The organism is Franzmannia pantelleriensis (assembly GCF_900102875.1).
Lineage (GTDB): Bacteria > Pseudomonadota > Gammaproteobacteria > Pseudomonadales > Halomonadaceae > Franzmannia > Franzmannia pantelleriensis.
The window spans coordinates 87,885-100,445 of sequence record NZ_FNGH01000003.1 but is presented as its reverse complement, the minus strand read 5'-3'; the positions used below and the strand labels follow the sequence as shown (position 1 = coordinate 100,445).

The 12,561-nt window shown below is 63.1% G+C and carries 14 protein-coding genes; 4 read left to right on the top strand and 10 right to left on the bottom strand.

Annotated features, from left to right (window positions below):
* Positions 1–2 precede the first annotated feature (2 nt).
* The 4 genes from BLT16_RS20800 to BLT16_RS04735 all read right to left on the bottom strand — a co-directional run bounded on the left by BLT16_RS20800 (position 3) and on the right by BLT16_RS04735 (position 2,883).
* Positions 3–167, bottom strand: coding sequence for a hypothetical protein (locus BLT16_RS20800; RefSeq protein ID WP_176817160.1), 165 nt, complete (start codon positions 165–167; stop codon positions 3–5).
* A 195-nt stretch (positions 168–362) separates the two neighbouring features.
* Positions 363–980 carry a LysE family translocator gene (locus BLT16_RS04745; RefSeq protein WP_089657386.1) on the bottom strand — a complete coding sequence of 206 codons (618 nt, stop codon included), beginning with the start codon at positions 978–980 and terminating at the stop codon, positions 363–365.
* A 52-nt stretch (positions 981–1,032) separates the two neighbouring features.
* Positions 1,033–1,872 carry an AraC family transcriptional regulator gene (locus tag BLT16_RS04740; RefSeq protein WP_245701458.1) on the bottom strand — a complete coding sequence of 280 codons (840 nt, stop codon included), beginning with the start codon at positions 1,870–1,872 and terminating at the stop codon, positions 1,033–1,035.
* Between the two features lie 63 nt (positions 1,873–1,935).
* The gene (locus BLT16_RS04735; protein ID WP_089657385.1) at positions 1,936–2,883 is read right to left on the bottom strand and encodes a LysR family transcriptional regulator; all 948 of its coding nucleotides are present in this window, start codon (positions 2,881–2,883) and stop codon (positions 1,936–1,938) included.
* Positions 2,884–3,003: 120 nt separating this feature from the next.
* Here BLT16_RS04735 and BLT16_RS04730 point away from each other — a divergent pair, with 120 nt between their 5' ends.
* Positions 3,004–3,831 (top strand): SDR family oxidoreductase, encoded by an 828-nt coding sequence (locus BLT16_RS04730; RefSeq protein ID WP_089657384.1) that lies wholly within the window; start codon positions 3,004–3,006, stop codon positions 3,829–3,831.
* Between the two features lie 25 nt (positions 3,832–3,856).
* Here BLT16_RS04730 and BLT16_RS04725 read toward each other — a convergent pair whose 3' ends face one another.
* The 5 genes from BLT16_RS04725 to BLT16_RS04705 all read right to left on the bottom strand — a co-directional run bounded on the left by BLT16_RS04725 (position 3,857) and on the right by BLT16_RS04705 (position 8,538).
* The gene (locus BLT16_RS04725) at positions 3,857–4,510 is read right to left on the bottom strand and encodes a M15 family metallopeptidase (RefSeq protein ID WP_340148242.1); all 654 of its coding nucleotides are present in this window, start codon (positions 4,508–4,510) and stop codon (positions 3,857–3,859) included.
* Between the two features lie 130 nt (positions 4,511–4,640).
* Entirely contained in the window at positions 4,641–5,918 is a 1,278-nt protein-coding gene (locus tag BLT16_RS04720) for a TRAP transporter large permease (protein ID WP_089657383.1), read from the bottom strand.
* Positions 5,915–6,409 carry a TRAP transporter small permease gene (locus tag BLT16_RS04715; RefSeq protein WP_089657382.1) on the bottom strand — a complete coding sequence of 165 codons (495 nt, stop codon included), beginning with the start codon at positions 6,407–6,409 and terminating at the stop codon, positions 5,915–5,917. The genes BLT16_RS04720 and BLT16_RS04715 overlap by 4 nt, the downstream gene beginning before the upstream one ends.
* Positions 6,410–6,472: 63 nt before the next feature.
* Positions 6,473–7,510, bottom strand: coding sequence for a TRAP transporter substrate-binding protein DctP (gene dctP / locus BLT16_RS04710; RefSeq protein WP_089657381.1), 1,038 nt, complete (start codon positions 7,508–7,510; stop codon positions 6,473–6,475).
* A 92-nt stretch (positions 7,511–7,602) separates the two neighbouring features.
* A complete protein-coding gene (locus BLT16_RS04705; protein ID WP_089657380.1) occupies positions 7,603–8,538 on the bottom strand; it encodes a LysR family transcriptional regulator in 936 nt (311 codons plus the stop codon).
* Between the two features lie 221 nt (positions 8,539–8,759).
* Between BLT16_RS04705 and BLT16_RS04700 the strand changes: the two genes are divergently transcribed.
* Positions 8,760–9,743 (top strand): DMT family transporter, encoded by a 984-nt coding sequence (locus tag BLT16_RS04700; RefSeq protein WP_089657379.1) that lies wholly within the window; start codon positions 8,760–8,762, stop codon positions 9,741–9,743.
* Here BLT16_RS04700 and BLT16_RS04695 read toward each other — a convergent pair.
* Positions 9,732–10,898, bottom strand: coding sequence for a mandelate racemase/muconate lactonizing enzyme family protein (locus BLT16_RS04695; protein ID WP_089657378.1), 1,167 nt, complete (start codon positions 10,896–10,898; stop codon positions 9,732–9,734). The two genes, BLT16_RS04700 and BLT16_RS04695, sit on opposite strands and share 12 nt — an antisense overlap.
* A 102-nt stretch (positions 10,899–11,000) precedes the next feature.
* Here BLT16_RS04695 and BLT16_RS04690 point away from each other — a divergent pair, with 102 nt between their 5' ends.
* Positions 11,001–11,903 carry a LysR substrate-binding domain-containing protein gene (locus BLT16_RS04690; RefSeq protein WP_089657377.1) on the top strand — a complete coding sequence of 301 codons (903 nt, stop codon included), beginning with the start codon at positions 11,001–11,003 and terminating at the stop codon, positions 11,901–11,903.
* A 165-nt stretch (positions 11,904–12,068) separates the two neighbouring features.
* A complete protein-coding gene (gene bfr / locus BLT16_RS04685) occupies positions 12,069–12,536 on the top strand; it encodes a bacterioferritin (RefSeq protein WP_089657376.1) in 468 nt (155 codons plus the stop codon).
* Positions 12,537–12,561 lie beyond the last annotated feature (25 nt).

Genomic DNA, 12,561 nt, shown 5'->3' with positions numbered 1-12,561 from the left:
CGTCAATCGCAGCTCATGTGCTGCCGGTAGCGCTCGGGATCGTGCCCCTCGGGCACGCTGTCGCAGGGATCGTCCTGAGCGTTGGTGTAGCCACGCAGGTCGTTATATCGCGCCACCTGGTCATCATCGAGAATCGGCAGCGTGTCGAGGTGGGTAGCCAGGTGCACGAAGCGTAGCTCGGCCCGCGCCTCCTCGGCGTCGGCGAGCCGCTGGCGTAGTCCTTCCTCGTCCAGGCGGCGCTCGGCGAAGCCCTCTTCGATGGCGCGTTCGACTTCTATCAGCCGCTCACCGGCGGGAATTGCAGCCTCGTGCCTGCTAACGACAACCGGCCCAGAAAGATGGGATGCTCAGTGGACACCTCATCATAGCCCACCCGATGTCAGTGGCAGCCATACGTGCTCGTAACTGATCGAGATCGCAACCCACACCAGCAGCGTGGCCATGGCGAGGCTAAACCCCTTCAGAATGGCAGGGTTCTCGATACGCTGCCCGACCACGGCGCCAACCAGCGCGTAGCTACCGGGGGCACCGAAGGCCAGCGCCGCCAGCCCAAACGACCAGAGCACCAGGCTGGCGCCATGGATGCCGGCTGCGGGGAACTGGATGGTGGCGATCGGCAAGGTGACGATCATGGCCTTGGGATTACACAGCTGCATGATCAGGCCGTCACGGAAGCTCAACACGCGTGAGGGCCCCCGCCGCGCGGCGCTCAGATCAATGCTGGAGCAAGCAACCTTGATGGCCAGATAGAGGATATAGCCACAGCCCAGTGCCCCCACCAAGGCAAGCATATCACCGCGTAGCCAGGCCGCGCCGGCCCAGCCGAACACCAGCAAGAGGATTAGCATGGCCAGGCCCACTCCGACGAAAAAACCGAGGGATGTTCTGGCCTGGCCGTTGAGGCCCGCATTGAGGCCGAGCAGATTCACGGGCCCAGGCGTGTACATGACGCCCAGGGCATAGGCGACGATCTCTAGCATTGGGTGAGCTCCCGTTGGGCTAGCGCGTTACGACTCGCCGGGCGGCTTGCGCTCAGTGGCGTGCCGTGACACTGCGCTGGTACTGATGGGGCGTCTTGCCGTAAATGCGCTTGAAGCGCCGGTTGAAGTGGCTTAGATCGGTAAAGCCGTAGCGGAAAGCCACCTCGTTGGGTGGTGCGCCTGCCGCCAGGTCGTGGCGTGCGGCATTGACCCGGCAGTTGAGCACGTACTGGTGCGGCGTGATGCCGTACTGCTGTCGGAATAGCCGCAGGAAGTGGTACTTCGAGAGATGGGCGGCCTGGCTGATGTCATCCAGCGAGACGTCGTCTTTGAGATGCGCCAGGATGTACTCTTTGGCACGGATCAACAGCGCATCGGGCCGACTCACCTTGCCGTCTACCTGGAACATGCCGCTGCGCTGTACCAAGCGAGTGGCTATCCGGTAGAGGGAGTGCTCCTGCTCGATGCGCGTGCCCGCCTGCTGCGTGACCAAGTGGGAGAGATCCAGGATGGCGTGGCGCAGTACGGGATCCGAGATCAGCGTTTCCCTGCTCCTAAATCGCCCGGCGTCTTCGCGCCCCACCGCGTCGGCAAACATTGACTCCACCTGACGGGGAGACACATACACCATGACATAGCCCAGCGTACTGTCGTTGCCTGGGTGTCCATCATGCACTTCCTCAGGATTGAGCAGGACGACATTACCCGGCGAACTGCGGTGGAACGCCCCGTTGCTGAAGAAATCCTGCTGCCCGGCGAGGGTAACACCTACAGCGTACTCCTCGTGGGCGTGGCGGTCGTAGCTGAAGTCGCTCAGCGACGCCCATAGCACCGTAAGCTCTGGGACATGCCGACTCTTGAAGTAATCGAACCGACTGGATTGCTTGGCCACATCACACCTCCCTGACACCAGTACGGCACAGCGTAGGCCCGGCTCGCTCCAGTGGCTTGGACATTATTGCGGAAATGGCTTGCTGCTGTGGGCCACCAGATCCCTAACCATGTCAGCCTGAGTCTCAGGCTCTTTCAACAGGTCGATGAAAGCACGCAGTGCAGCGGGTACATGGCGGTGCCCGGGGTAGTAGAGCATCAAGCCGGGATATGGCGGGCTCCAATCTTCCAGCACCGCCACGAGCTGGCTCGATGCGAGCCGGTCGCTGGCCACAAGCTCGGGAACGAAGGCGATACCGAGGCCGTCGGCGGCCGCCTCGACCATGAGATCGTTGTCGTCGAGCATCAGTGCACCGGGCACGTCAATGGCCATTTCCTGACCGCGCTGCTCGAATTCCCAGCGGTAGCGTTTCCCGCTGGGCAAGCGCTGACGGATGCAACGATGCTTGTGCAGGTCATCGGGCACGCTTGGGGTGCCAAAGCGGCGTAGGTAGTCCGGCGAGGCCACTGCCAGGAAGCGCATGTCGCCGCCCAGCTTTACCGCAATCATGTCCTGGGGCACCGCCTCGCCAAGCCGCACCCCGGCATCGAAGCCCCGCTCGACAATGTCGACGAGCCGCCCTTCGCTGACGAGGTCGAGTTCCACCGCCGGGTATCGGCTCAGGTAGGTGGGGACGATATGGGCGAGCAGCAGCCGGACCGCGCCTTTGCTGGCATTGATGCGCAGCAGGCCGCTGGGCTCGCCGCGGTCATCGGAGAGAGCATCCAACGCGGCATTCAACTCCTTCAAGGTGGGCGTCATGCGTGCCAGAAACCGGCTGCCGGCATCGGTGAGCGAGACGCTGCGGGTGGTACGGTGTAACAGCCGTACGCCGAGCTGCGCTTCCAGGTGTCGCATGCGATGGCTCAGTGCCGAGCGCGAGACGCCGATGAGATCGGCCGCGCGACGGAAGCTGCGCTCAGCGGCGACGACGGCGAAGGCATCCAGATCGGTCAGTGTCGGTTTGGTCATGTTCAGCCTGCTTATTGGTGAACATTATTCACTAGTTCGTACCATATTAGCCTAGTTCTTCTTGCCAATCGGGTGCGCCACCATGAAATGGTCAATCCACCCGACGTAAGGAACGTAACGATGAGCAAGACATGGCTGATTACCGGGGCATCCTCAGGCCTTGGCCGGTTGATGACAGAACGCGTGCTGGCCCGCGGCGACCGCGTGGTCGCCACGTTGCGCCGGGAAGGCGTGCTCGACGAACTACAGCAGCGCCATGGCGAACGCCTCACGGTGCTGACACTCGACCTCACCGACGTATCAAGGATTCGCGAGGTCACCCGCGAAGCCTTTACTCGCATGGGACGTATCGACGTGGTGGTGTCCAACGCCGGCTATGGCCTCTTCGGCGCCGCCGAAGAGCTCAGCGACGAGCAGATCGACCACCAGATCGCGACCAATCTCACCGGGTCGATCCAGTTGATTCGCACGGTACTACCCCACCTGCGCGCCCAGGGGGGCGGGCGCATCGTGCAGGTCTCCTCGGAAGGCGGTCAGAAGGCCTATCCCAACTTCTCGCTCTATCACGCCACCAAGTGGGGCATCGAGGGTTTCGTCGAATCGACGGCCCAGGACGTGGCGCCGCTCGGCATCGATTTCATCATTGTGGAACCGGGCCCCACTGCGACCGACTTCGCCACCGGGCTCGTGCACGGAACGCCCATGGAGGTCTATGAGGCAACGCCGGCGGGCGACGTCAGGCGTGCCGTGGCAGATGGCAGCTTCGAGATAAAGGGCGATGCCGCCAGGACGGTAGACGCCATGATCGCCACCTCCGACGAGCCGAATCCCCCCTTGCGGCTGGCGCTCGGTAGCTCGGCGTATACCGGCATCAAACAGGCGTTGGAAGAACGGCTCCAAGCCCTCGAGGCTCAACGCGAAGTAGCCTACTCGGCCGATGGTAATTAACGCGGATCAGCGCTGATGCTAAGCGCTACCTATCTGCAAACTGTCGGCGCCAGCGACTTTCGATAGTGTCGAGCTCAGCCGGGCCGTAACGGGCGACACCGCTCCCGCGGTAGTGGGCCCAGAGCTGATCGCCGTAATCGTAGTGCCACCACTCGCTGGGCAGGTTGGTAAACCCCGCTTCCTGCATCACATGGTAGAGCAGGCGACGGTTATTACACGCCTGGCGCTGCGCCGCGCTCAGCGCCGTAAGGGACTCGAAGTGATCGGTGTGCGAGGCGGGGATGGCTTCATCGAACTGTGTCCCCATGTCGAGGGGCATGCCGTCGGCATCGCAGAGGGTCACATCCACGGCGCCACCGGTCAGATGCGGGCTCGGCGCCAGTGGATCACGACTCGGCAGTGACACGAACTCGCGAGTGCGGACCATGAGCTCCCCTTCATCCAGAGAAGGGTGATGGTGGTGGATCGCTTCATGCAGGGTATCGAACAGATACTGCTGCACGCGCCACGGCCGCCAGCCATCGAGCACCACCATGCCGACGCCCTCGGGTAACTGCCGGGCGGCTTGCAGCAGCGCGCGGTAGACCCCTTCGCGCACGAAGCACTCGGGTACGGCGCCGGGGATACCCAGGCGCGCATAGGCGGGGAACACCTTGACGGGTTCGGGTGCAAGGCTCATCGGAATGAGCCGCTCACCACACTCTGAGATTGGTAGCGCCGACACACGCTCCCACTCGGGAGCCTCCAGGCTGGGGACCCGGGGCAATGGGGCGCCGTCGGCAGTTGGGGAGTTGCAGGTCGGCATGGTCTTATCCAAGGACATGGGGCAGCCACAAGGTGAGCGGGGGGAACAGGATCAGCAGCAGTTGGACCGCGATGGCCGTCAGCACGAACGGCCAGATGGTCCGAAACAGCGAGACGATCTCCAGCCGGCTGACTGCCGCTGCCACGAACACGCAGGCCCCCATGGGTGGCGTGATCAGGGCGATGGTAATGTTGAGCGTGATGACGATGCCCAGGTGCACGGGGTCGATCCCGGCCATCATGGCGACCGGCGTAAAGATCGGCGTGAGCAGCATCAGCGACGAGACCTCCTCCATGAACATCCCGGTGATGAAGGTGATGGCGCTGAGCATCAGCAGGATCAAGAAGGCGTTATCGATGTAGGGCGAGAGCAGTGAGACGAACTGCGCCGGCACCTGAGCGTAGGAGAGTAGCCAGCTGATGGTGGCCGATGCCGCCATGATCAGGAAGATCGCCGAGGTGAGACGCGAAGTATCGACAATCGCCTGCCAGAACTGAGGCAGCCGTAGCCCGCCCAGCACGATGCCACACAGCGCGACATACAGGGCGGTCAAGGCACCCGACTCGGTCGGTGTGACAACGCCCATGACGATGCCGGCCACGATGATGAATGGCGCCACCAGCGCCGGCAGGGCGGCGACCGCTGCCAGCCCAAGCTCCCTGGCCTTCGGCAACTGGCCGCGCTTCGGCAGGCCGTTGCGCCACGCGTACCAGGCGTTCATGGCCATGAACGCCACCCCCAACAGCAGGCCCGGGATCACCCCGGCCAGGAACAGGTCCCCCACCGAGGTGTTGGTCAGCGACGCGTAGAGAATCATAAAGATACTGGGCGGAATGATGGGCCCGATCAGCGAACTACCCGCCGTGAGACCAGCCGCAAAGGCGCGTGAATACCCTTCCCGCTCCATCGCCGGTACCAGCAGCGAGCCCAGCGCCGAGGTGTCGGCCACCGCGGAGCCATTGACGCCGGCAAAGAACACGCTGGAGACGACGTTGACGTGGCCCATCCCTCCGCGGAAATGCCCCACCAGCAGGCGCGCCAGCCCCATCAGGCGCTCGGTCAGCCCGCTGACGTTCATCAGGTTACCCGCCAGGATGAACAGGGGAATCGCCATCAGCGAGAAGACATTGATACCCCCGAAGTACTGCTGGGGCATCATCCGCGGAATCATGCTCGGGTCGACGAAGAAGAAGCCGACCAGCGCCGTCGTGAGCAGCGCGATGAACAAGGGCAGGCCGAGCAGCACATGGCCCAGAAACACCGCCAGCATGGTCAAGATCATGATGCAGCGTCCTCCGTCGCGACCCGCAGGGGGGCGGGGCCGTACCAGAGCACATGCCAGGCCAGCAGGGCAAAGCCGATGGGCAGCGACATGAGAGGAACCGTGCGGCTAATGCCCAGCCCCGAGGTGGTGAACATGCTGACGGAGAGGGCGTAACGGTAGCTGACCCAGGCACCACCCAGCGCAATGCCAAGCGTCAGCAGCCACTGGTAGATATTCAGCAGGCGAGTCAGCGCAGGCGGCAGCAGACGCTCGATCAGCGCCACACGCATATGGCCGCCCTCTACCCAGACGGCACCGGCGGCGAGCATGACCGTGCCGATGATCAGGAACCGAGCGAGCTCATCGGTCCAGATCGGTGCGCCACCGGCGAAGTAGCGCATGAAGACGCCATACAGAATGGCGCACAAGTTGATGAAGAGCAGGCTGGCGGCGAGTGTCAGCGACAAAGGTCGACTGATCGCCAGCACGCGATGGCGCAGTGACGACATGATGAACGTCCTGTAGGGAAAAGGGCCGGACATACCGGCCCCGAATAGTCCTGGCGGCCCGGATCAGTCGAGAAGATCGCTCATGCCGGCATCTTCGAGCGCCATATCGATCCAGCGCTGTTCGATGCCACGATCGGACAGCCACTCCAAGTAGGCCGGCTGGCCAATATCACGGAAGGCTGCCAGGTCGTCCTCGGAGGGGCGGATCACCTCCATGCCCTGCTCTTCGAGGAAGGCGATACGTTCCTCCACCTGGGACTCGTTGTGAACCCGGGCGTTATGGTTAGCCTCGGCAACGGCTTCCATGAAGGCGTCGCGCACCTCGTCGTCCCACCCCTCGATCATCTGGCTGTTGCCGACCAGGAACTGGTTGGAGTACTGGATGTTGGCCAGCGTCAGGTAGTCCTGCACCTCGTAAAGGCTGCCCAGGATGATGTACATCGGCGGGTTCATCTGGCCATCGGCAACGCCGGTGCGTAGCGACATGTACACTTCCGTCCAGGGAATCGGTGTCCCTGATGCACCGAAGGATTCATACAGCGCGACCTGGCTGGGATCCATGGCGCGGAAGCGAAGCCCTTCGAAGTCATCGGGATGGGTAATCGGCCGCTCATCGTTGGTAAAGGCCAGGAAGCCCCCCTCCTCTACCACCGCCAACATATCGACACCGGCACGCTCTTTGAGGGTAGCCTCCACCTCACGCCAGTAGCCGCCCTCATCGAAGAAGGTACGAGCGTCGTCAAAGTCATCGAACAGGAACGGAATCGCACTGACGAAGATTTCATCGACCAGCGGTGAGACGCCTGCGAACGATGCCACGTTCAGCTTGGGCGTGTTCATGGTCTGCTCCATGCGATCCTCTTCCTCTCCCAGCATGCTGTTGGGATAGAGTTCCAGCAGGATCTCGCCATCGGTCTTGTCTTCCACCAGTTCCTTGAGGTTGGTGGCAAAGACATGCACGGCATTCTTGTCGGGATCGGGTGCGCCGTTGTAGCTCAGGTTGATGGTGGTCGCGGCCATGGCCTGGCCAGTGAGCAATGCACTCCCCAGCAGGCAGGCAGACGCCAGGGCAGTCAGCGGAAAAGACGTCGAGACGGTCATCGACAAGCTCCTTGTTATTGGTAAGACATTAGCAGGGTATGGATTGATCCGTTGACTATGCAATACCCAAAGCGTTGCTAATAAAGCAACATTCAGACCTGCTCGGTCAGCAGCCTTGGCGCATCGCCGCGGAAGAAGCGCATCCCCTGGCTAAGGTGGGTCAAGCAGGTTTGGGCGGCCACGCTCAGTTCGCGTCCGTCCAGGCTCACGATCTGGGCACGCGCCTCGCTCATGATCGGGTACGACAAAGGCAGGCGGTGAATCTCGCCACGCTCGATTTCATCCATCACCGTCAATTCCGGCATGAACGTCACGCCGATGCCGGAGCGTACGAAGTTCTTCAGCACCGCCACGGAGTTGGTGTGCAGCCTGGCCTTGAGATGCACCCGCTCCTGGTGGGCCACCATGTTGACCATCTGGCGCATGCCGAAGGGATTATCCATGAGTGCCAGGGGCCAATCAGCCAAGTCCCGCAACCTCAAGGGACGCGTCAGGGTCAGGAGGGGGTGGTCGGGAGGCACGATCACATCGAGGGGCTGACGTGTCTCGACGTGGCAGTGAAGCACCGGGTCGACGGGCGGCGCGTAGAGCAAGGCCAGGTCCACCTCGCTGTCCTTCAGCAGTGACATGGCCTCATTGACGCCGGCCATGCGGATTTCCACTTCTATGCCGGGAAAAGCGTTCATGAAGGCATTCATCGGGGCGTCGATGAGGTCGGCAATAAAGCCTTCGCCAACGGCAATCCGCACCTCCCCTCGGGCAACGCCCTGAAGCGCAACCAGCTGCGACAGCACCGCCTCCTCCGCTGAGCGCTGCGCATGGAAATAGTGCACCAATAGCTTGCCAGCTTCCGTGGTGCGCATGCCGCCGCCATAGCGCTCGCATACTCGAACGCCCAGCTCTTCCTCAAGCTGCTTGAGCTGGCGGCTGATGGCCGAGGGATCGACGTTCAAGTGAGCAGCAGCGCGTCGCAATGAACCGCGCCGACTCACTTCATTCAGATAGGCAAGCGCACGGGAATTCAACATACAAGACGTTTCCTGGCAACGATGGGGGGTGAACGCAGCGTGGCGCTCGACTGCTGCTTACCCTATCCCAAGTTCCTTGCGCTGTGGGGACTATCCCCAGCGCAGCCATGCACAGTGAGCAGCTTGGCATGTCGCGACCAGGCAGCCTCGGTACGCTTTCCGGCCTGCGCTTTTCTGGTAACCGTCGAGACTGGCGGAACTGCTGTTCAAGGAGAGGCCTCATGTGGCAAGGACTTCCCAGGCGCGCCCGTGGCTACCTGATCACCGGCGCTGGGGTGCTGTTGCTCTCGCCGGACGCCCTCTTCGTCAAGGACACTCAGGTCGAGGTGGAGGTTTTCGTGTTCTGGCGGGCGCTGCTGTTGGGCATGATGCTGGGTCTGGTGGCGCTGGCCCGCTATGGTCGCGGGCTGCCCCGCGCCTTGCGCGCCTGTGGCCCGGCCGCCCTGTGGTGCCCACTGGCCTTTGCCGGCAGTGCCTGGGGTTTCGTGGCCGCGGTGCGCCTTACCGCCGCCGGCAATGTGCTGGTGATCCAGAACCTGGCTCCCTTGGTGGCGGGCGTGTTGGGACTGCTGCTATTCAGTCAGCGACTCCGGGTACAAACCTGGATCGTGATACTGCTCTGCGTACTGGGAGCCGGGCTGATGGCTGTCGGTGAGATGGAACAGGGCTCGCTGCTGGGCATGGTGGTGGCCTTGGCGATTCCGCTGTCGATCGCCGTCAACATGACCGTGGCCAGCGCCCAACGCGGCGTGGATACCACCGTGATCCTGCCCTTGGGCTGTCTGGTGATGCTGCTGCCGGCCCTGGCCATGGGCGGCATGCAGCTGCCCTCTTCGTCGGACCTGCTACGCCTGTTGCTGATGGGGCTGGTGTTTCTGCCGGCGGCCTACTATCTGATCCAGACCGGGCCCCGCTACCTGTCCGGCGCCGAGGCCAGCCTGGTGATGCTGCTGGAGACCCTGGTGGGTACCCTGCTGGTGTGGTGGTGGGTCGGCGAGGTGCCACCCGCACTGGCCTTCGCCGGTGGCGGCCTGATCCTGCTCGCCTTGCTCGGCAGTGGCCTGCTGGACCTGCTACGGCAGCGCCGCAAGGTGGCCGACGGCGCCCCGGATCCGCAGCGAGTGATCGCCGAGGCTGATGACGGCCCCTCCGCTCATCCTCAGGACGAGCTGACGGCAAGGCCAGAGCTGCGGTCAGGCCGATAGCGCCTGCATGACGCGATAGAGGTCGGCCTTGCCCTCGAAGCCGATGCCCGGGAGCTCGGGCATGGTCACGAAGCCATTCTCCACGCGTACGCCATCGGGGAAGCCGCCGAAGGGTTGGAACAGGTCGGGGTAGGACTCATTGCCGCCCAGGCCCAGGCCGGCGGCAATGTTGAGTGACATCTGGTGGCCGCCGTGGGGGATGCAGCGGCTCGCCGACCAGCCGTGCTCCTTGAGCATGTCGAGGGTGCGCAGGTACTCGACCAGACCGTAGCTCAGCGCGCAGTCGAACTGCAGCCAGTCGCGGTCGGGGCGCATGCCACCGTAGCGGATCAGGTTGCGCGCGTCCTGCATCGAGAAGAGGTTCTCGCCGGTGGCCATGGGGTTGGCGTAGAAGCTGCGCAGGGTCGCCTGCAGCTCGAAGTCGAGCGGGTCGCCGGGCTCTTCGTACCAGAACAGATCGTACTGCGAGAGCGCCTTGGCGTAGGCAATGGCGGTCTCCAGATCGAAGCGGCCGTTGGCGTCCACGCACAGTTTCTGACCATCCTGCAGCACGTCCATGATGGCGTCGATGCGGCGCAGGTCCTCCTCCAGGGAGGCCCCGCCGATCTTCTTCTTGACCACGTTATAGCCGCGGTCGATGTAGCTGCGCATCTCATCCTGCAGCTTGCGATAATCCTGGCCGGGGTAGTAGTAGCCGCCGGCCGCGTAGACGAACACCTTGGGATCGGGCTGGCCGCTGCCGTAGCGCTCGGCCAGCAGCTGGAACAGCGGTTTCTCCTCGATCTTGGCCACGGCGTCCCAGACCGCCATGTCGATGGTGCCCATGGCAACCGAGCGCTCGCCGTGCCCGCCGGGCTTCTCGTTGATGAACATGGCGTCCCAGATCTTGTGCGGATCGAGATTGCGCCCGCTGGCGTCGAGCAGGTCCTCCGGGGTCGCCTCCATCACCCGGGGGATGAAGCGCTCACGCATCAGGGTGCCCTGGCCGTAGCGCCCGTTGGAGTTGAAGCCGTAGCCGACCACCGGCTTGCCGTCGCGCACCACGTCGGTGATAACGGCCACCAGGCTCAAGGTCATCTTGCTGAAGTCGATGTAGGCATTGCGGATGGAGGAACTGATGGGCAGGGTCTTCTCGCGAATCTCGACGATCTTCATACTGGGTCTCCAAGGGTAACGACGTCAGGCCATGATCGACTCACCCAGGGGCTGGCGGCCAATGCTCAATTTCACTGATGTCATGCACGGGACGAACCGGCAGTGAACCTCATCTGGCTCGAAGACTTTCTGGCCCTGGCGCCAACCGGCAACTTTTCCCGCGCGGCCGAGGAACGGCACAGCTCCCAGCCCGCGTTCAGCCGCCGCATTCGTGCGCTGGAGGCGTGGGTCGGTGCCGAACTGTTCGACCGCAGCACCCAGCCCGCCAGGCTGACGGAAGTCGGTGAGTGGTTTCTCGGCGTGGCACAGGATCTACTGGCACGCGTCTCACGGGTACCGGGGGATGCCCAGCGAGTGGCCGAGGCCAGCTCGGTGACACTGCGCCTGGCCTCTACCCACGCGCTCTCCTTCACCTTTCTGCCACGCTGGCTGCGCGGCCTGGAAGCCTCGGCCGCGCTCGAGTCGGTGCAGCTGATGTCGGATGTACTACAGCGCTGCGAGGCGCTGATGCAGGAGGGCAAAGCGCAGTTCGTGTTGAGCCACACCCATTCGCTGGCGCCAGGGGTACTGGACACGGATAGCTATCTCGCCATTCAGGTCGGTGTCGACGAGCTGATACCGGTCTCTTTACCGAACGACTCGGGCGCGGCCCGTTTTGCACTGGGGGGCGGGGCCAGCGCGCCGCTGCTCCACTACAGCGAGGAATCAGGCCTGGGGCGCATCATCCGTGCGGTTTTCGAGCGGCGCCTGAACGATTGCGCGGTGCATACGGTCTTTACCGCCCATGCCGCCTCGGTGCTGCGCACCATGGCGCTGGATGGCAGGGGCGTGGCCTGGCTGCCGCGCACCTTGGTGGAGGACGATCTGGACGCGGGGAAGCTGGTAGCGGCGGGTGGCGACGCGTGGCGGGTGCCCATTGCCATCAAGCTCTACCGCGAGCGGGACCTCAGTGGCAGGGCCGCGGAGACATTCTGGCAAGCCGTGACGCTCCAACACGCCAGCTAATAGATGAGCTCCATTCGTTCAGCAAGCGAGCCCGAATGCTGGAAACCGAATGCAAATCGCACGCGAAATTAATATCAAGACACTGAATTTAAAGGAAAAATTGACCATTACCGCATTTCCTTCTAGGATACCTTACTCATATATCGTGCTAATAAAGGTAACCCCATGAAAGGCAAGCAGAACATCATCGACGCCTTGAACGGCCTGCTCGCGGCCGAGCTCGCCGCCATGGACCAGTACTTCATCCATTCCGAGATGTATGCCGACTGGGGCTTCACCAAGCTCTATGAACGCATCGCCCATGAGTTCGACGACGAGAAGGACCACGCCAAGCAGCTGATCGAGCGAATCCTGTTCCTGGAAGGCAAGCCCGACATGCATACCCGCACTCCGGTGCGCGTGGGCAAGGACGTGGAGGAGATGCTCGACAACGACCTGCAGCTCGAGTACGAGGTGGGTGACGCCCTGAAGGACGCCATCGCGCTGTGCGAGAAGGAGAGTGACTTTCAGACCCGCAGCGTGCTGCTGGGGCTGCTGGCCGACACCGAAGAAGACCACGCCTACTGGCTTGAGCAGCAGCTTAGGCTGATCAAGATGCTGGGCAGAGAGAACTACCTGCAGGCACAGATCTAAGCCAGGGCGCCCGGCGGGCGCCCTC

Coding starts and splice junctions, on each gene's coding strand:
- BLT16_RS04745 (WP_089657386.1), bottom strand. CDS start 980: ATGCTAGAGATCGTCGCCTATGCCCTGGGCGTCATGTACACGCCTGGG.
- BLT16_RS04735 (WP_089657385.1), bottom strand. CDS start 2,883: ATGACCAAACCGACACTGACCGATCTGGATGCCTTCGCCGTCGTCGCC.
- BLT16_RS04730 (WP_089657384.1), top strand. CDS start 3,004: ATGAGCAAGACATGGCTGATTACCGGGGCATCCTCAGGCCTTGGCCGG.
- BLT16_RS04725 (WP_340148242.1), bottom strand. CDS start 4,510: ATGAGCCTTGCACCCGAACCCGTCAAGGTGTTCCCCGCCTATGCGCGC.
- BLT16_RS04720 (WP_089657383.1), bottom strand. CDS start 5,918: ATGATCTTGACCATGCTGGCGGTGTTTCTGGGCCATGTGCTGCTCGGC.
- BLT16_RS04715 (WP_089657382.1), bottom strand. CDS start 6,409: ATGTCGTCACTGCGCCATCGCGTGCTGGCGATCAGTCGACCTTTGTCG.
- dctP (WP_089657381.1), bottom strand. CDS start 7,510: ATGACCGTCTCGACGTCTTTTCCGCTGACTGCCCTGGCGTCTGCCTGC.
- BLT16_RS04705 (WP_089657380.1), bottom strand. CDS start 8,538: ATGTTGAATTCCCGTGCGCTTGCCTATCTGAATGAAGTGAGTCGGCGC.
- BLT16_RS04700 (WP_089657379.1), top strand. CDS start 8,760: ATGTGGCAAGGACTTCCCAGGCGCGCCCGTGGCTACCTGATCACCGGC.
- BLT16_RS04695 (WP_089657378.1), bottom strand. CDS start 10,898: ATGAAGATCGTCGAGATTCGCGAGAAGACCCTGCCCATCAGTTCCTCC.
- bfr (WP_089657376.1), top strand. CDS start 12,069: ATGAAAGGCAAGCAGAACATCATCGACGCCTTGAACGGCCTGCTCGCG.